The organism is Streptomyces sp. NPDC039465, from assembly GCF_055639315.1.
The window spans coordinates 43081-60606 of sequence record NZ_JBVKAP010000010.1 but is presented as its reverse complement, the minus strand read 5'-3'; the positions used below and the strand labels follow the sequence as shown (position 1 = coordinate 60606).

At 70.8% G+C, this 17526-nt stretch carries 15 protein-coding genes; 2 read left to right on the top strand and 13 right to left on the bottom strand.

Annotated elements, in window-relative coordinates:
• Positions 1–92: 92 nt before the first annotated feature.
• Positions 93–1250, bottom strand: a complete 1158-nt coding sequence (locus ACZ7LT_RS28160) for a glycerophosphodiester phosphodiesterase (protein ID WP_471238921.1) — start codon at positions 1248–1250, stop codon at positions 93–95.
• A 229-nt stretch (positions 1251–1479) separates the two neighbouring features.
• On the opposite strand from ACZ7LT_RS28160, the gene ACZ7LT_RS28155 reads away from it, so the two are divergent.
• Complete coding sequence (locus ACZ7LT_RS28155; RefSeq protein WP_019884912.1) at positions 1480–2154, top strand: lysophospholipid acyltransferase family protein; 675 nt, start codon at positions 1480–1482, stop codon at positions 2152–2154.
• A gap of 73 nt (positions 2155–2227) precedes the next feature.
• On the opposite strand, the gene ACZ7LT_RS28150 is transcribed toward ACZ7LT_RS28155, so the two are convergent.
• The 10 genes from ACZ7LT_RS28150 to ACZ7LT_RS28105 form a co-directional block, all read right to left on the bottom strand.
• On the bottom strand, positions 2228–3772 hold the full coding sequence (locus ACZ7LT_RS28150) for an MFS transporter (protein ID WP_471238920.1): 1545 nt from the start codon (positions 3770–3772) through the stop codon (positions 2228–2230).
• Entirely contained in the window at positions 3769–4320 is a 552-nt protein-coding gene (locus tag ACZ7LT_RS28145) for a TetR/AcrR family transcriptional regulator (protein ID WP_471238919.1), read from the bottom strand. Before ACZ7LT_RS28145 ends, ACZ7LT_RS28150 begins: the two co-directional genes overlap by 4 nt.
• A 169-nt stretch (positions 4321–4489) precedes the next feature.
• On the bottom strand, positions 4490–5917 hold the full coding sequence (gene argH, locus ACZ7LT_RS28140) for an argininosuccinate lyase (protein WP_471238918.1): 1428 nt from the start codon (positions 5915–5917) through the stop codon (positions 4490–4492).
• A gap of 92 nt (positions 5918–6009) precedes the next feature.
• Entirely contained in the window at positions 6010–7203 is a 1194-nt protein-coding gene (locus ACZ7LT_RS28135; RefSeq protein WP_471238917.1) for an argininosuccinate synthase, read from the bottom strand.
• A gap of 146 nt (positions 7204–7349) precedes the next feature.
• Positions 7350–7895 (bottom strand): arginine repressor, encoded by a 546-nt coding sequence (locus ACZ7LT_RS28130; RefSeq protein ID WP_471238916.1) that lies wholly within the window; start codon positions 7893–7895, stop codon positions 7350–7352.
• 7 nt (positions 7896–7902) lie between these two features.
• Positions 7903–9102, bottom strand: coding sequence for an acetylornithine transaminase (locus ACZ7LT_RS28125; protein ID WP_471238915.1), 1200 nt, complete (start codon positions 9100–9102; stop codon positions 7903–7905).
• On the bottom strand, positions 9099–10010 hold the full coding sequence (argB, locus tag ACZ7LT_RS28120; RefSeq protein ID WP_471238914.1) for an acetylglutamate kinase: 912 nt from the start codon (positions 10008–10010) through the stop codon (positions 9099–9101). The genes ACZ7LT_RS28125 and argB overlap by 4 nt, the downstream gene beginning before the upstream one ends.
• Positions 10007–11173, bottom strand: coding sequence for a bifunctional glutamate N-acetyltransferase/amino-acid acetyltransferase ArgJ (gene argJ, locus ACZ7LT_RS28115; RefSeq protein WP_471238913.1), 1167 nt, complete (start codon positions 11171–11173; stop codon positions 10007–10009). The genes argB and argJ overlap by 4 nt, the downstream gene beginning before the upstream one ends.
• Entirely contained in the window at positions 11170–12198 is a 1029-nt protein-coding gene (gene argC, locus ACZ7LT_RS28110) for an N-acetyl-gamma-glutamyl-phosphate reductase (RefSeq protein ID WP_471238912.1), read from the bottom strand. The genes argJ and argC overlap by 4 nt, the downstream gene beginning before the upstream one ends.
• Positions 12199–12337: 139 nt before the next feature.
• Positions 12338–14560: an NADP-dependent isocitrate dehydrogenase gene (locus ACZ7LT_RS28105; protein ID WP_471238911.1), complete on the bottom strand. Its 2223-nt coding sequence runs from the start codon at positions 14558–14560 to the stop codon at positions 12338–12340.
• 158 nt (positions 14561–14718) lie between these two features.
• On the opposite strand from ACZ7LT_RS28105, the gene ACZ7LT_RS28100 reads away from it, so the two are divergent.
• Positions 14719–15552, top strand: coding sequence for an arylamine N-acetyltransferase family protein (locus ACZ7LT_RS28100; protein ID WP_471238910.1), 834 nt, complete (start codon positions 14719–14721; stop codon positions 15550–15552).
• 45 nt (positions 15553–15597) lie between these two features.
• On the opposite strand, the gene ACZ7LT_RS28095 is transcribed toward ACZ7LT_RS28100, so the two are convergent.
• Together ACZ7LT_RS28095 and ACZ7LT_RS28090 are read right to left on the bottom strand one after the other, a co-directional pair.
• Entirely contained in the window at positions 15598–16731 is a 1134-nt protein-coding gene (locus tag ACZ7LT_RS28095; RefSeq protein WP_471238909.1) for a methyltransferase, read from the bottom strand.
• A gap of 67 nt (positions 16732–16798) precedes the next feature.
• Entirely contained in the window at positions 16799–17383 is a 585-nt protein-coding gene (locus tag ACZ7LT_RS28090; RefSeq protein ID WP_471238908.1) for a histidine phosphatase family protein, read from the bottom strand.
• Between the last annotated feature and the right edge of the window lie 143 nt (positions 17384–17526).

Genomic DNA, 17526 nt, shown 5'->3' with positions numbered 1-17526 from the left:
CGCGGCGCGGTTGCCGCGCCGCCGTCAAACCCCCCGTACGGGCGCGCCGGGGAGGCGTCCGGGTGACGCCTCCCCGGCGGGCCGTGCCGGGGTCAGCGGGCGGTGAAGTCCGCCGCCGCCAGCAGGCCGGTGTCCGGGTTGTCGGTGAAGATCCCGTCGATACCGGTCGCGAAGTACGCCTTCAGCGCGCCGAAGGCATCGCCGTACGCCACCGGGTCGGTGCCGCGGCGGAAGTCGGCCGGCAGGAAGCTGTTCTCGTTGCGCAGGGTGTACGGGTGGAGGATCAAGCCTTGCGCGTGGGCGTCGCGGACCAGGGTGGTCGGCGTGGTCAGCCGGCCGTCCTTGTCCTTGGGGATGATCAGGTCGAGGGTCGGGCCGATGCCCTGCGCGTACGACGCGATCCACTTCAGGCCCGCCGGGGTGACGAGATCGGCGACCGTGCGCGGGTCACCCGCCTCGACGAAGTCCCAGGGGCGCGAGGACGCGGACGACAGCAGGACGACCCGGGGCGAGGCGACCAGCCGGGACAGCCGCTGGATGCTGCTGGGCTCGAAGGACTGGAGGAAGACCGGGGAGTTCGCGCGGTGGCGGCCGTAGCGGCGCAGCAGCTTCGCGAGCGGCTCCTCGAGGCCGAGGCCGAGGCCGCGGAAGTACGAGGGGTGCTTGGTCTCGACGTGCAGCCAGACCGGGCGGCCCCGGTGGCGGCCCTCCCGCTCGGCCCAGCGCAGCACCTCCTCGAAGGTGGGTATCTGCCAGCGCCCGTCGTAGAGGGTGTTCTCCTGACGGGTGCCCGGGATGCGCTCCTTGGCGCGCAGGGTCTTGAGCTCGGCGAGCGTGAAGTCCTCGGTGAACCAGCCGGTGTACGCGGTGCCGTCGACGGTCTTCGTGGTCTTGCGGGAGGCGAACTCGGGGTGGTCGGCCACGTCCGTGGTGCCGGTGATGTCGTTCTCGTGCCGGCAGACGAGGTGGCCGTCCTTGGTGGGGACGAGGTCCTGCTCAATGACATGGGCTCCCATGTCGAGAGCGAGCTGGTAGGAGCCGAGGGTGTGCTCGGGGCGGTAGCCGCTGGCGCCCCGGTGCGCGATGACGGTGGGCACGGGCAGGTCGTGCCCGAGCGGGCGGTGACCGTGCCGGTCGGCGGCCTGGGCCGAGGGACCGGCCGCGCCCAGCGCCGCCGAGCCCAGGACCGCCGCTCCGGCCGCCCCGAGGACGCTCCGCCGTCCCGGTGTCCTGCGCGCACCCTGTGTCATGAACTCTCCTTACGCCCGCGGGCCGTCCGTGTGATGTCCCGCACCTGCCCATCGTGGCCGACCGTAGGCGGCTACGCCTTACGGACGGCAGACCCTGGACCAATGGCGTGGAAACTCACGTCAACACTGTGTATCCACTCGGTGAACCCGATGTGCGCGCGGATCCGACCCACGAGTATCGTCCTCACCTGCACAGACCCATACCGCCGCCCTGACACCGGAGGAACCGTTGTCCCGACTCGCCGTCATCAAGGCAGTGCTCGGACCGCTCATGCGCTTGATGTTCCGCCCCCGCGTCGAGGGCGCGGAGAACATTCCGGGGACGGGTCCGGTCATCCTGGCGGGCAACCACCTCACCTTCATCGACTCGATGATCATGCCGATCTGCCTGGACCGTCAGGTCTTCTTCATCGGCAAGGACGAGTACGTCACCGGCAAGGGCCTCAAGGGCCGGCTGATGGCCTGGTTCTTCACCAGCGTCGGCATGATCCCGGTGGACCGGGACGGCGGCCACGGCGGCGTCGCGGCGCTGATGACGGGCCGCCGGGTGCTGGAGGAGGGCAAGATCTTCTCCATCTACCCGGAGGGCACCCGCTCCCCCGACGGGCGGCTGTACCGGGGCCGTACGGGCATCGCGCGGCTGACCCTGATGACCGGGGCGCCGGTCGTGCCGTTCGCGATGATCGGCACGGACAAGATCCAGCCGGGCGGGGCAGGCCTGCCGCGGCCGGGCCGGGTGACGGTCCGCTTCGGTGAGGCGATGGAGTTCTCGCGGTACGACGGGATGGACCGGGACCGCTATGTGCTGCGGGCCGTGACGGACTCGGTGATGGCCGAGGTGATGCGGCTGTCCGGCCAGGAGTACGTGGACATGTACGCCACCAAGGCGAAGGAGGCGGCGTAGCCGCCGCGGCTTTACCGACGACGTGGGCCCCGGCCGGGAGTGACCGGCCGGGGCCCATGCGCGCGTGGCGGCGTCAGTGTTCGATGCCGTCGGCCAGCTTCTGGCCCTTCAGCAGGAAGAACGCGGCGATCGCGGCGGCGAGCAGGACGCTCGCGCCGACTCCGGCCGCCAGGCGCAGGCCGTCGACGAACGCCTCCTGGGCCGCGGTGACCAGCGCCGCGCCCTGCTGCTGCGGCAGGGCGAGGGACGCCTCCACGGCTCCGCCCAGCGACTCGTGCGCGGCCGATGCGGCGCCGGCGGGGACCCCGTCCGGGGTCACGAAGTCGCGGTAGACCCCGGTCACCACGGAGCCCAGTAGCGCGATGCCGAGCGCCGCGCCCAGTTCGTATGCGGTCTCGGAGACGGCGGAGGCGGAACCGGCCTGCTCCTTGGGGACGCTGGAGAGGATGACGTCGGCGGTGACGGTGAACGAGAAGCCCGCTCCGATGCCGACGACGAGCAGGGCCGCACCGAGCAGCGGGTAGCCGGTGGAGGCGTCGATCAGCGTCATCGTGGCGAGCGCGAGACCCACCGCGGCGAGCCCGCCGGCGACCACGGACCGTACGGAGAAGCGCCGGGCGACCACGCCCGCGATCAGGCCGGTCGCCACCGCGCCGATCGCGGCGGGCAGTTCGGCGAGACCGGCCTCGAACGGCGGCCTGCCCTGGACCAATTGCAGGAACTGGCTGAGGAAGAAGACCAGGCCGGCCAGGCCGAGGATGGTCAGCAGATCGGCCAGGACGGCGCCGGAGAAGCCCCGGTGGCGGAAGAGCCGCATGTCGAGCAGGGGCGTCGGCAGGGTCAGCTGCCTGCGGACGAAGCCGTACAGCGCGCCGGCGCCGACGGCCGCGGCGGCGACCGACTCCCAGCCCAGGCCGTGGCTCGCGGCCTCCTTGACGGCGTAGACCACGCCGATCATGCCGATGAGGGAGAGCCCGACGCTGGGCAGGTCCCAGGGGCCAGTGACCGTGTTCTTGGACTCGGGCAGCAGCTTGACGCCGACGAGGACGAGCACCGCCATCACGGGCAGGTTGATGAGGAAGACCGAGCCCCACCAGAAGTGTTCGAGCAGGAACCCGCCGACGACCGGGCCGACGGCCGCGCCGGCCGAGGCCATCGCACCCCAGACGCCGATGGCGAGGCTGCGCTCCTTCGGGTCGTGGAAGATGTTGCGGATCAGCGCCAGCGTGGACGGCATCAGCGTCGCACCGGCGACACCGAGCAGGGCCCGGGCGAGAATCATCATCTCGGGGCTGGTGGCGTACGCGTTGAGCACGGACACCGCGCCGAACGCGACGGCGCCGGTGAGCAGCAGCTTCTTACGGCCGATACGGTCGCCGAGGCTGCCCATCGAGACCAGCAGACCCGCGATGACGAACGAGTAGACGTCGCCGATCCACAGCAGCTGGGTGCCGGTGGGCTTGAGGTCCTCGCTCAGGAAGGGCGTGGCGAGGCCGAGGACGGTGGCGTCGACCGCGACCAGGAGGACGGCCAGCACGAGTACCGCGAGGGCGAGCCAGCGCCCGGGGCGGTACATCACGTCGTCCGTCCCGCTCGTGCGCTGGACAGTGCTGCTCATTTCTCCACACTCCGTCGTGCTCCGCCGAGCAACAGCTCGACGATCATGTATTGGAAGTCGTTCTTGGCGACCCGGCCGTCCATGACGGCCCAGGCGCAGCTGCCGAGGAGCCCGTAGAGGGCCTCGGTGAGCCATACCGGCGAGAGATCGATCCGGAACTCGCCCTGTTCCTGGCCGCGCCGGAAGAGGGCCGAGACGCGGGCGTCGAGCCGGGCCCAGCCTTCGTTCACCTGGTCACCCTCGAAGAGCTGGTTCTCGGTGACGAGGAAGGCGAGGAGCTCCGCGACGGACTCACTCTCCGCGACCAGCCGCCGCAGCGCGTCGCCCGCTCCGCCCTCGTCGAGCCGCGCCCGGTCGAGCGCGGCCTCGAACTCCCGGATGCCGTACGCCTCCAGCGCCCTGACGAGCGCGTCCCGCCCGGCGAAGTGCCGGTGCAGGGTGGCGCGCCCGATCCCGGCGGCGCGGGCGACCTCGTCCATCGTCGCGGTCGACTTACGGGCGAGGAGGGCGGCGGCGGTGCGGAGCACCTGTTCACGATCCATGGCCATGAGACGACCATACACCAATTGAGACACTGATGTCTCATTCGATATTGAGCTGCCTCACCAGGCCTGCCTCAGGAATGACGAGTGCATGACATACGACTGGCTGCGGCACCGAGCCGGCCCCAGACGCACGGAAGGCCCCTCGCGGGGCCTTCCGTAGGTGGAGCAGGGGTTACTTCTTGGCGTCGGCCCAGGCGTGCTGGATCACCAGGTCCGCCTTGAGCTCGACCAGCTGGGTGGCGACGGCCGAGGGAGCCGTGCCGCCACGGCCGCTGCGGGAGGCGAGCGAGCCGGGAACGTTGAGGACCGTGCGGACCTCCGGGGTCAGATGCTCGGAGATCTTGGCGAACTGCTCGTCGGTGAGCTCGTCGAGCTCGATGCCCTGGGCCTCGCACTCCTTGACGCACTCACCGGCGACCTCGTGCGCGACCCGGAACGGAACGCCCTGCTTGACCAGCCATTCGGCGATGTCGGTGGCGAGGGAGAAACCGGCCGGGGCGAGCTCCTCCATCCGCTCGCGGTTGACGGTCAGCGTCGCCATCATGCCGGTGAAGGCGGGCAGCAGGACCTCCAGCTGGTCGCAGGAGTCGAAGACCGGCTCCTTGTCCTCCTGGAGGTCGCGGTTGTAGGCCAGCGGCAGCGCCTTCAGGGTGGCGAGCAGACCGGTCAGATTGCCGATGAGCCGTCCCGACTTGCCGCGCGCCAGCTCGGCGATGTCCGGGTTCTTCTTCTGCGGCATGATCGACGAGCCGGTGGAGAAGGCGTCGTGCAGGGTCACGAAGGAGAACTCCTTCGTGTTCCAGATGATGATCTCCTCCGCGATCCGCGAGAGGTTCACGCCGATCATCGCCGTGATGAAGGCGAACTCGGCGACGAAGTCCCGCGAGGCCGTGCCGTCGATGGAGTTGCCGGCCGAGCCGCGCTCGAAACCGAGGTCGGCGGCGACCGCCTCCGGGTCGAGGCCCAGCGAGGAGCCGGCCAGCGCCCCGGAGCCGTACGGGGAGACGGCGGTGCGGGTGTCCCACTGCCGCAGCCGCTCGGCGTCCCGGGACAGGGACTGCACATGCGCCAGCACATGGTGGGCGAAGAGGACCGGCTGGGCGTGCTGGAGGTGCGTACGGCCGGGCATGGCGACGTCCGGGTGCGCCTCGGCGAGGCCGACCAGGGCGTCCTGGAGGTCGGCGATGAGACCGCCGATGATCCGGGCGTGGTCGCGCAGGTACATCCGGAAGAGCGTGGCGACCTGGTCGTTGCGGGACCGGCCGGCGCGCAGCTTGCCGCCGAGGTCCGGGCCGAGCCGCTCCAGCAGACCGCGCTCCAGGGCGGTGTGGACGTCCTCGTCGGCGATGGTGCCGGTGAACGAGCCGTCGGCGACGTCGGCCTCCAGCTGGTCGAGGCCGGCCAGCATGCGGGTAAGTTCGTCCTCGGTCAGCAGACCCGCCTTGTGGAGCACGCGCGCGTGGGCGCGGGAGCCGGCGATGTCGTACGGCGCCAGCCGCCAGTCGAAGTGGACCGACGCGGACAGCTTCGCGAGGGCCTCGGCCGGGCCGTCGGCGAACCGGCCGCCCCAGAGCCGGACGTCACCGTTGTTGCTGCTCACAGCTACTGCTCCTCAAGACTGCATGGCTTTGGATGTGCGACCGCCTCCCCGCCAGGGAACAACGGGGAGGCGGTGGGTTCAACGTCCGGGGGTTACGCGAGGTCGCGCCGTGCCGCGATCTTCGACGACAGGGCGAAGATGTCGATGAAGCCCTGCGCCTTGGACTGGTCGAAGGTGTCGCCCGAGTCGTAGGTGGCGAGGTTGAAGTCGTACAGCGACTCGTCGGACTTCCGGCCGGTGACGACGGCGCGGCCGCCGTGCAGGGTCATCCGGATGTCGCCGGTGACGTGCTGGTTGGCCTCGTTGATGAAGCCGTCCAGGGCGCGCTTGAGCGGGGAGAACCACAGGCCGTCGTAGACGAGCTCGCCCCAGCGCTGCTCGACCTGCCGCTTGTAGCGGGCCAGCTCGCGCTCGACGGTGACGTTCTCCAGCTCCTGGTGGGCGGTGATCAGGGCGATCGCGCCGGGGGCCTCGTAGACCTCACGGGACTTGATGCCGACGAGACGGTCCTCGACCATGTCGATCCGGCCGATGCCCTGGGCTCCGGCGCGCTCGTTGAGCTGCTGGATGGCCTGCAGGACGGTGACCGGCTTGCCGTCGATGGCGACCGGGACGCCCTCCTTGAAGGAGATGACGACCTCGTCGGCCTCGCGGGCCGCGGCCGGGTTCTGGGTGTACTCGTAGATGTCCTCGATCGGCGCGTTCCAGATGTCCTCGAGGAAGCCGGTCTCGACGGCGCGGCCGAAGACGTTCTGGTCGATGGAGTACGGGGACTTCTTCGTGGTCGCGATCGGGAGGTCCGCCTTCTCGGCGAAGGCGATCGCCTTGTCCCGGGTCATCGCGTAGTCACGGACCGGGGCGATGCACTTGAGGTCCGGGCCGAGGGCCTGGATGCCGGCCTCGAAGCGGACCTGGTCGTTGCCCTTGCCCGTGCAGCCGTGGGCGACGATGCCGGCGTTGTGCTTCTTGGCGGCGGCCACGAGGTGCTTGACGATGGTCGGCCGGGAGAGGGCCGAGACCAGCGGGTAGCGGTCCATGTAGAGGGCGTTGGCCTTGATCGCCGGGAGGCAGTACTCGTCGGCGAACTCGTCCTTGGCGTCCGCGACCTCGGCCTCCACCGCACCGCAGGCGAGCGCGCGCTTGCGGATGACGTCCAGGTCCTCGCCGCCCTGGCCGACGTCCACGGCAACGGCGATGACCTCGGCACCCGTCTCCTCGGCGATCCAGCCGATGGCGACGGAGGTGTCCAGGCCGCCCGAGTAGGCGAGTACGACGCGCTCGGTCACGGGTTTCTCCTTACGGTGCATTCACTGATGGGTATAACTATGCAGTCCTCCGTATGTTTTGTCAACGCGGCCCCTCCCCAGAGACGACGTAAGGGGCGGCCTCCAAGGAGGCCGCCCCTTACGTGGGGTGCTGCGTGCTCACGTGCTCAGCTGGTCGAGCGGTCGTTCTGCGCCAGGCGCAGCAGGTGGTCGGCGAGCGCCTGCCCGCCCACCGGATCGCGGGAGATCAGCAGCAGGGTGTCGTCGCCCGCGATGGTGCCGAGGATGTCGTGGAGCTCCGCCTGGTCGATGGCGGACGCGAGGAACTGGGCCGCCCCGGGCGGGGTGCGCAGGACCACGAGGTTGGCCGAGGCCTCGGCGGAGATCAGCAGCTCCCCTGAGAGGCGCCGCATGCGCTCCTCCTTGGCGGACTCGCCGAGCGGGGCCTGCGGGGTGCGGAATCCGCCCTCGCTCGGCACCGCGTAGATCAGCTCGCCGCCGGTGTTGCGGATCTTCACCGCGCCCAGCTCGTCCAGGTCCCGGGAGAGCGTCGCCTGGGTGACGCTCAGCCCGTCGTCCGCGAGCAGCTTGGCCAGCTGGCTCTGCGAGCGGACCGGCTGCCGGTTGAGGATGTCCACGATCCGGCGGTGCCGCGCGGTACGGGTCTGCGGAACGGACGGCCCGCCGTGCTCGGTGTCCTGCGCGTCGGTCATCGTCGTCTCATTCTCCGGATCGTCCTTCGCGGTGGCTCTCGTCGAGGATGCCGGGCAGCGCCTGGAGGAAGGCGTCCACCTCCGCGTCGCCGATGATCAGCGGCGGCATGATCCGTACGACATCGGGGGCGGGGGCGTTCACCAGGACACCGGCACCCTGAGCCGCCTGCTGCACCTGCGGCGCCCGGGGCTCGGTGAGCACGATACCCAGCAGGAGGCCCGCGCCACGGACATGGGAGACCAGAGGGTGGTTCAGCGCCTCGATTCCGTTCCTCAGCTTCTCGCCGAGCCGCTTCACCTCATCGAGGGCGCCGTCGGCGGCGAGGGTGTCGAGAACGGCAAGACCGGCGGCGCAGGAGACCGGGTTGCCGCCGAAGGTGGTGCCGTGGTGGCCGGGCCCGAGCAGGTCGGCAGCCGCGCCGAAGGCGACGGTGGCGCCGATCGGCAGACCGCCGCCGAGGCCCTTGGCGAGGGTGACGAGGTCGGGTTCGACACCTTCGTGACCCTGGTGCTCGAACCAGTGGCCGGTCCGGCCGATGCCGGTCTGCACCTCGTCCAGGACGAGGAGGGTGCCGGTGGCGCGGGTGATCTCGCGGGCGGCCGTCAGATAGCCGGGCGGAGGCACGACGACGCCGTTCTCCCCCTGGATCGGCTCGATGACGACCAGCGCGGTGTCCTCGGTGACCGCGGCCCGCAGCGCCTCCCCGTCCCCGTAGGGGACATGGGTGACGTCACCGGGCAGCGGCAGGAAGGGCTCCTGCTTTCCGGGCTGGCCGGTCAGGGCGAGCGAGCCCATCGTCCGGCCGTGGAAGCCGCCTTCGGTGGCGACCATGTGCCGGCGGCCGGTGAGCCGGCCGATCTTGAAGGCGGCCTCGTTGGCCTCGGCGCCGGAGTTGCAGAAGAAGACCTTGCCGGGGCGGCCGAAGAGCTGGAGCAGCCGCTCGGCGAGAGCGACCGGAGGTTCGGCGACGAACAGGTTGGAGACATGGCCCAGTGAGGCGATCTGCCGCGACACGGCCTCCACCACGGCCGGGTGGGCGTGGCCGAGGGCGTTGACGGCGATGCCGCCGACGAGGTCGAGGTAGGCGTTCCCGTCGGCGTCCCAGACCGTGGAGCCCTCGCCGCGGACCAGGGGGAGGCGCGGGGTGCCGTAGTTGTTCATCAGCGCGCCCTGCCAGCGCTGGGTCAGTTCCTGGTTGCCGCTCATGATTCCCCCAGTTGGCCGGGCTGGTCCGGTACGACCATCGTGCCGATGCCCTCGTCGGTGAAGATCTCCAGCAGGATCGCGTGCTGGACCCGTCCGTCGATCACGCGCGCGGTGGTGACCCCGTTGCGGACGGCGTGCAGACAGCCCTCCATCTTCGGAACCATGCCGCTGGACAGCTCGGGGAGCAGTTTCTCCAGCTGGCTCGCGGTGAGGCGGCTGATCACCTCGTCGCTGTTGGGCCAGTCCTCGTAGAGCCCCTCGACGTCCGTGAGGACCATCAGGGTCTCCGCGCCAAGCGCCGCAGCGAGTGCCGCAGCCGCCGTATCAGCATTGACGTTGTAGACATGTCCGTCGTCCTGGGAACGGGCGATCGAGGAGACGACCGGGATCCGGCCGTCCTCCAGGAGCGCCGCGATGGCGCCGGTGTCGATGGCGGTGATCTCACCGACCCGGCCGATGTCGACCTGCTCGCCCTCGATGACCGGCTGGTGCTTGGTGGCCGTGATGGTGTGCGCGTCCTCGCCGGTGAGGCCGACGGCGAACGGGCCGTGCTGGTTGAGCAGCCCGACCAGCTCGCGCTGGACCTGCCCGGCCAGCACCATCCGTACGACGTCCATCGCCTCGGGCGTCGTCACCCGCAGGCCGGCCTTGAACTCGCTGACCAGGCCGTGCCGGTCGAGCGCGGCGCTGATCTGGGGGCCGCCGCCGTGCACGACGACCGGCTTGAGACCGGCGTGCCGCAGGAAGACCACGTCCTGGGCGAAGGCGGCCTTCAGCTCTTCGTCGACCATGGCGTTGCCGCCGAACTTGATGACGACGGTCTTGCCGTGATGGCGGGTGAGCCAGGGCAGCGCCTCGATCAGGGTCTGCGCCTTGGGCAGGGCGGTGTGTTTGCGGGTCTGGCTCATGAGGAGTACGCGCTGTTCTCGTGGACGTAGTCGGCGGTGAGGTCGTTGGCCCAGATGACGGCCGTCTCGGACCCGGCGGAGAGATCGGCGGTGATCGTGACCTCCCGGTAGCGCATGTCGACCAGGTCGCGGTCCTCACCGACGGAGCCGTTCTTGCAGACCCAGATGCCGTTGATGGCGACGTTGAGCTGGTCCGGGTCGAAGGCGGCGTTCGTCGTACCGATGGCGGAGAGCACCCGGCCCCAGTTGGGGTCCTCGCCGTGGATGGCGCACTTGAGCAGGTTGTTCCGGGCGATGGAGCGGCCGACCTCGACGGCGTCGTCCTCGGAGGCGGCGTTGACCACCTCGATCCGGATGTCCTTCGAGGCGCCCTCGGCGTCGCCGATCAGCTGCCGGGCGAGATCGGCGCAGACCTCGCGGACGGCCTCGGCGAACTCCTCGTAGGCGGGCGTGACCCCGGCCGCGCCGGAGGCGAGCAGCAGGACGGTGTCGTTGGTGGACATGCAGCCGTCGGAGTCGACCCGGTCGAAGGTGACCCGGGTCGCGCCACGCAGCGCCTTGTCCAGGTCCGCGCCGCTGACGTCGGCGTCGGTGGTGAGGACGACGAGCATGGTGGCCAGACCCGGGGCGAGCATGCCCGCGCCCTTGGCCATGCCACCGACCGTCCAGCCGTCCTTGGTGACGACCGAGGTCTTGTGGACGGTGTCGGTGGTCTTGATGGCGATGGCGGCCTTCTCGCCGCCGTGCTCGGAGAGCTCACCGGCGGCCTTCACGACCCCCGGCAGCAGCTTGTCCATCGGCAGCAGGACGCCGATGAGGCCGGTCGACGCGACGGCGACCTCACCCGCGCCCATCTCCAGACCGCTGCCGCTCAGGACCTCCGCGACCTTCTCGGCCGTGGCGTGGGTGTCCTGGAAGCCCTTCGGGCCGGTGCAGGCGTTGGCGCCACCGGAGTTGAGGACGACGGCGGACACCTCGCCGGTCTTGAGGACCTGCTCGGACCAGAGGACCGGGGCGGCCTTGACGCGGTTGGAGGTGAAGACACCCGCGGCGGCACGGCGGGGCCCGGTGTTGACCACGAGGGCCAGGTCCGGGTTGCCGTTCTCCTTGATCCCGGCGGCGATACCCGCCGCCGTGAACCCCTTCGCTGCGGTCACGCTCACGGCGCAACTCCAATCGTGGAAAGTCCCGTTGCCTCGGGCAGTCCGAGGGCGATGTTCATGCTCTGCACCGCGCCGCCGGCGGTGCCCTTGGTGAGGTTGTCGATCGCGCTGATCGCGATCACGCGGTGCGCCGACTCGTCGTAGGCGACCTGGATCTGGACGGCGTTCGAACCGTAGACGGACGCCGTGGCCGGCCACTGGCCCTCCGGCAACAGGTGCACGAACGGTTCGTCGGCGAAGGCCTTCTCGTACGCGGCCCGGACCGTCTCGGCGGTCACGCCCGGCTTCGCCTTGGCGGAGCAGGTGGCGAGGATGCCGCGGGGCATCGGGGCGAGCGTCGGCGTGAAGGAGACGGAGATCCGCTCGCCGGCGACGCCGGTGAGGTTCTGGATCATCTCGGGGGTGTGGCGGTGGCCGCCGCCGACGCCGTACGGCGACATCGAGCCCATGACCTCCGAGCCCAGCAGATGCGGCTTGAGCGCCTTGCCGGCGCCGGACGTACCGGTGGCGGCGACGATCACGGCGTCCGTGTCGACCAGGCCGTTCGCGTACGCCGGGAACAGCGCGAGCGAGACGGCAGTGGGGTAGCAACCGGGCACCGCGATGCGCTTGGACCCCTCCAACGCGGCGCGGGCGCCCGGCAGTTCGGGAAGGCCGTACGGCCAGGTGCCGGCGTGTTCGGAGCCGTAGAACTTCTCCCAGTCGGCGGAGTCCTTCAGCCGGAAGTCGGCGCCCATGTCGACCACGAGGACCTCCTCGCCCAGCTGCTCGGCGACGGCCGCGGACTGGCCGTGCGGGAGTGCCAGGAAGACCACGTCGTGGCCGGCGAGGACCTCGGCGGTGGTCGGTTCGAGGACACGGTCCGCCAGCGGCAGAAGGTGGGGTTGCAGGGAACCGAAACGCTGGCCCGCGTTGGAGAAGCCGGTCAGGGCGCCGATCTCGACCCCGGGGTGGCCCAGGAGAAGACGCAGGACTTCGCCGCCCGCGTATCCGCTCGCTCCCGCCACTGCTGCACGTACCGTCATCGAACCCTCCTCGTCGATGGCATGACTATACGCAGTACCGCAGTTTTATGCAAAAGTCTTATGCAAGGGAATACAAGAAATCCGCCCCGGTCGGACGGGAAGTCCGTCCGGGGCGGAGATCATGCCATCACCTGGCGATTCAGGCGAGGGACGCCAGCGCCTGGTTCAGCGTCGCGGACGGCCGCATGACCGCCGAGGCCTTCACGGCGTCGGGCTGGTAGTAGCCACCGATGTCGGCCGGGGAGCCCTGGACCGCGATCAGCTCGTCGACGATCGTCTGCTCCTGCTCGGCGAGCGTCTTGGCCAGCGGCGCGAACGCCTCCGCGAGCTTGACGTCGTCCGTCTGCTTCGCCAGCTCCTGGGCCCAGTAGAGCGCCAGGTAGAAGTGGCTGCCGCGGTTGTCGATGCCACCGAGGCGGCGGCTCGGCGACTTGTCCTCGTTGAGGAAGGTGCCGGTCGCGCGGTCCAGGGTGTCGGCGAGGACCTGGGCGCGGGCGTTGCCCGTGGTGGTCGCCAGGTGCTCGAAGGAGACGGCCAGCGCGAGGAACTCGCCGAGGCTGTCCCAGCGCAGGTAGTTCTCCTTGACCAGCTGCTGGACGTGCTTCGGGGCGGAGCCGCCGGCGCCCGTCTCGAAGAGACCGCCGCCGTTCATCAGCGGGACGACCGACAGCATCTTGGCGCTGGTGCCCAGCTCCAGGATCGGGAACAGGTCGGTGAGGTAGTCACGCAGGACGTTGCCGGTGACCGAGATGGTGTTCTCGCCGCGGCGGATGCGCTCCAGGGAGAACTTCGTCGCCTCGACCGGGGACAGGATCTCGATCCGCAGACCTTCGGTGTCGTGCTCGGCGAGGTACGTCTTGACCTTCTCGATCAGGACGGCGTCGTGGGCGCGGCCCTCGTCCAGCCAGAAGACGGCCGGGTCGCCGGTGGCGCGGGCGCGGGTGACGGCGAGCTTGACCCAGTCCTGGATCGGCAGGTCCTTGGTCTGGCAGGCGCGGAAGATGTCGCCCTCGGCGACCTCCTGCTCCAGGACGGTGTTGCCGGCGGCGTCGACGAGGCGGACGGTGCCGGCCGCGGCGATCTCGAAGGTCTTGTCGTGGGAGCCGTACTCCTCGGCCTTCTGCGCCATCAGACCGACGTTCGGGACCGAGCCCATGGTCGACGGGTCGAAGGCGCCGTGGGCACGGCAGTCCTCGATGACGGCCTGGTACACACCGGAGTAGGAGCTGTCCGGCAGGACCGCGAGCGTGTCGTGCTCCTGGCCGTCCGCGCCCCACATGTGGCCCGAGGTGCGGATCATGGCCGGCATGGAGGCGTCGACGATGACGTCGGACGGCACGTGCAGGTTGGTGATGCCCTTGTCGGAGTCGACCATCGCGAGGGCCGGGCCCTCGGCGAGCTCGGCCTCGAAGGAGGCCTTGATCTCGGCGCCCAGGTGAGGCACGCCGTCCAGGCCCTTGAGGATCGTGCCGAGGCCGTCGTTGGGGGACAGACCGGCGGCGATCAGCGCCTCGCCGTACTTCTCGAAGGTCTGCGGGAAGAAGGCGCGCACGACGTGACCGAAGACGATCGGGTCGGAGACCTTCATCATCGTGGCCTTGAGGTGCACGGAGAACAGCACGCCCTCGTCCTTGGCGCGGGCGACCTGCTCGGAGAGGAAGGTACGCAGGGCGGCGACGCGCATGACGGACGCGTCGACGACCTCGCCGGCCAGGACCGGTACGGACTCGCGCAGCACGGTGACGGCGCCGTCGGCGGCGACGTGCTCGATGCGCAGGGTGCCCTGCTCCGCGATCACCGTGGACTTCTCGGTGGAGCGGAAGTCGTTCTGGCCCATGGTCGCGACATTGGTCTTGGACTCGGCCGACCAGGCACCCATGCGGTGCGGGTGCGCCTTGGCGTAGTTCTTGACCGAGGCGGGGGCGCGGCGGTCGGAGTTGCCCTCACGCAGGACCGGGTTGACGGCGCTGCCCTTGACCTTGTCGTAGCGGGCGCGGATCTCGCGCTCCTCGTCGGTCTTCGGGTCGTCCGGGTAGTCCGGCAGCGCGTAGCCCTGGCCCTGGAGCTCGGCGACGGCGGCCTTGAGCTGCGGGATCGACGCCGAGATGTTCGGCAGCTTGATGATGTTGGCCTCAGGGGTCTTCGCCAGGTCGCCGAGCTCGGCGAGGGCGTCATCGATCCGCTGGTCCTCGGCGAGGTACTCCGGGAACTGGGAGATGATGCGGCCGGCCAGCGAGATGTCCCGCGTCTCCACTCGGACGCCGGCCGTCGAGGCGTACGCCTGGACCACGGGCAGGAACGAGTACGTCGCCAGGGCGGGGGCCTCGTCAGTGTGCGTATAGATGATGGTCGACTCTGTCACCGGGTGCTCCGCTCCACGTCTCCACGTCTGCAACATTGCTCGACATCAAGATATCTCGTGATCGACCTCGATCCGACAGGGCCACCCGTCACATGTTCGCCCCGGCCTCCGTCAGAGCGGTGAGGACCTGCCGAGCACACACGGAGCGGAGAGCGGCGATGACGGAGAGCACGAACTGGGGCGGCGCCGGGGTGGACCTCGACGCGTATCTGCGGCGCGTCGGGTACGGCCGCGTCGGCCACGCCGGAGAGCTCGCCCCGACGGCGGCCTTGCTCGGGGCGCTGCACCGGGCGCAGCTCGCCACGGTCCCCTACGAGAACCTGGACATCGTCCTCGGCCGGCCGGTGGGGCTGGACGTCGCCTCCCTCCAGGAAAAGCTGGTGCGGAGGCGGCGCGGGGGCTACTGCTACGAGCAGAATCTGCTGTTCGCCGCCGTGCTGGAGCGGATCGGGTTCCGGGTCACGGGCCTTGCCGCGCGGATCCGCAACGGCTCCCCCAGGATTCTGCCCGCCACCCACATGGTGCTGCTGGCCGAGGCGGCGGACGGGCGGTGGCTGTGCGACCTCGGCCTCGGGTCGACCGGGCCGCTGGAGCCGCTGCCCCTGACCGACGGAGCGGTCGCGGCGCAGGGCGAGGGCTGGCGGTTCGGGCTGGCCCGGGAGGACGGCGGCGGCTGGGTGCTGCGCGAGGAGCGGCCCGGCGGCTGGTGCGATCTGTACGGCTTCACGCTCGACGAGCGCCTTCCCGTCGACTACGAGGTGGCGCACCACTACACCTCCACCCACCCGCGCTCCCCCTTCCGCGGCCGCCCGGTCGTGCAGCGGACCGGCGAGCGGCGGCGGCGCGCGCTGCTGGGCGACCGCTACACCGTGGCCCGGCCGGACGGGCGGGTCACGGAGCGGACCGTACCCGCCGAGGAGCTGCGGGAGCTGCTGGAGGAGGAGTTCGGGATCGAGATCGACGCGGCGGAGGCGGCGGCCCTGGCGCACTGAACGCCCCGCGGGCCCCGGGCGGCCCTTGCGACGACGAACCCCCGGTCAGCGCTTGACGGCCTTGAGGACCACGAACTTGGGGTCGCCCGCGATCACTTCGCTGTTGCCGAAGATGCGGCGCAGTGTGACGTGGTAGCCGAGGTGCCGGTTGCCGATCACCCACAGCTCGCCGCCGGGGCGCAGTGCCCGGCGGGCGTCGGTGAACATCCGGCGGGCCGTGGCGTCGGTCGTGGCGTGGTGGCTGTGGAACGGCGGGTTGTTCAGGACCAGGTCCACCGAGCCCGGCGCCACCGCCGACAGGCCGTCGCCGACCCGGAACTCCGCCTTCGTGTCCGGTGCGGCGCCCGCCCGGAAGGTGGCCTCGGCCGAGGCGACCGCTTGGTACGACTCGTCGACGAAGAGGAGTTCGGCGTCCGGGTCGGTGAGCGCGGCGGCCAGTCCGACGACGCCGTTGCCGCAGCCCAGGTCGACGATCCGGCGCCTTGGCGCGCCGGGGCCGGGGAGATGGCGCAGGAAGAAGCGGGTGCCCACGTCCAGCCGGTCGGCGCAGAAGACCCCGGCGTGGTTGACGGCCGTACGCCCCGAGACCGCGGAGGAGTCGCCGTCGAGGGTGTACGTGTACGGCCAGGGGCTCGGCCCCGGAGTGAGCGAGGGGTCGGGGGTGGCGAAGATCAGGCGCGCCTTCTTCACCGCCAGCGAGGTGCGGGTGGGCCCGATGATCCGCTCGAAGAGCTGGAGCGTGGAGGTGTGGATCTCCTTGACCATGCCCGTGCCGACGACGATCGTGCCCTCGTGCAGGGCGGGCGCGAGCCGGTGGAGCTGGTCCTCCAGGAGCGCGAGGCTCTTGGGGACCCGGACGAGCAGCACGTCGATCCGCTCCGGCGGCGGGTCCTGGGTGGTCAGCAGCCGTACGGCGGAGGGGTCCGTCCCGGCCCGGGCGAGATTGGCCCGGGTGGCCTCGCGACCCAGGAACGAGTCGGAGATCTGCACGGGCGACAGCGCGGCGAGCGCAGTGACGAGGGCGCCCCAGCGGTCACCGAGGACGACCACGGTCCCGGACGGACCGACCTCCTCCAGATGCCGCAGCAGATACTCGTCGGCGGCGTCCCAGGCCCGGAGGGTGTCGCGCGGGTCCTCGGGGAATCGGGTGAGGTCGAACTCGCCCCATGACGTGGTCAAACGGTTCATCGTGCCCTCAGGCTACGCCACGGCATGGGGGACCGGGCCGCGCCCTAGATGTATTGACCTAGATCGCGTGGAGCGCGCCCGCTTCGAGGCACAGGCTCCAGTGGCCCGGCCGGCCCGTCAGGGTGACCGTCGACAGCGGGCGGACGTCCACGTTCCAGTAGGTCAGCGGCGGCGCCTGGAGGGCGTACACCAGGGCGGCCCGTACGACGGCGGGTTCGGCGACGGCGACTACGGCGCCGTCGGTGGCGGGGCGGGTCTCCAGCCACCCTCCTATCCGGGTGATGAAGGAGAGCAGGGGCTCGCCGCCGTGCGGGGCCGACCAGGGATCGCCGAGCCAGGCGTCGACCGCGGCCGGGTCCTGGGCGGCGACCTCGGCGAGGGTGTATCCCCGCCAGCTGCCCATGTCGCAGTCGCGCAGGGCGGGCTGGGCGAGCGGGGCGTAGCCGAGGGCCCGGCCGGTGTCCCGGCTGCGGGCGGTCGGCGAGCAGTAGCGCAGCTCCGCCGCGCCCAGCGGGATCAGCATGGGGGCGGCGAGGCGCACGTCGTCCCAGCCCGTCTGGTCGAGCGGCCGGTCGTCGTCGAACCGCTCGGCCAGCAGGGAGGAGCTGCGCGCGGCGGCGACGAGCGTGACCCGAAGACCCATGGCCGCGATCGTGAGGCCGGGGGCGGTGCGGGTCAAGGGGTTGGGCGCCGCGGTCGAGGTGGCGTGGCCGGTGACGACCCGGGCGTAGGCGGCGAGCTCTCCCGACGGGGTGTCGTACGCACCGAAGTTGAGGGATCGGCGAC

Coding starts and splice junctions, on each gene's coding strand:
- argB (WP_471238914.1), bottom strand. CDS start 10,010: ATGAGCCAGACCCGCAAACACACCGCCCTGCCCAAGGCGCAGACCCTG.
- ACZ7LT_RS28145 (WP_471238919.1), bottom strand. CDS start 4,320: ATGGCCATGGATCGTGAACAGGTGCTCCGCACCGCCGCCGCCCTCCTC.
- ACZ7LT_RS28150 (WP_471238920.1), bottom strand. CDS start 3,772: ATGAGCAGCACTGTCCAGCGCACGAGCGGGACGGACGACGTGATGTAC.
- ACZ7LT_RS28160 (WP_471238921.1), bottom strand. CDS start 1,250: ATGACACAGGGTGCGCGCAGGACACCGGGACGGCGGAGCGTCCTCGGG.
- ACZ7LT_RS28090 (WP_471238908.1), bottom strand. CDS start 17,383: ATGGGTCTTCGGGTCACGCTCGTCGCCGCCGCGCGCAGCTCCTCCCTG.
- argC (WP_471238912.1), bottom strand. CDS start 12,198: ATGACGGTACGTGCAGCAGTGGCGGGAGCGAGCGGATACGCGGGCGGC.
- ACZ7LT_RS28100 (WP_471238910.1), top strand. CDS start 14,719: ATGACGGAGAGCACGAACTGGGGCGGCGCCGGGGTGGACCTCGACGCG.
- ACZ7LT_RS28130 (WP_471238916.1), bottom strand. CDS start 7,895: ATGACCGACGCGCAGGACACCGAGCACGGCGGGCCGTCCGTTCCGCAG.
- ACZ7LT_RS28125 (WP_471238915.1), bottom strand. CDS start 9,102: ATGAGCGGCAACCAGGAACTGACCCAGCGCTGGCAGGGCGCGCTGATG.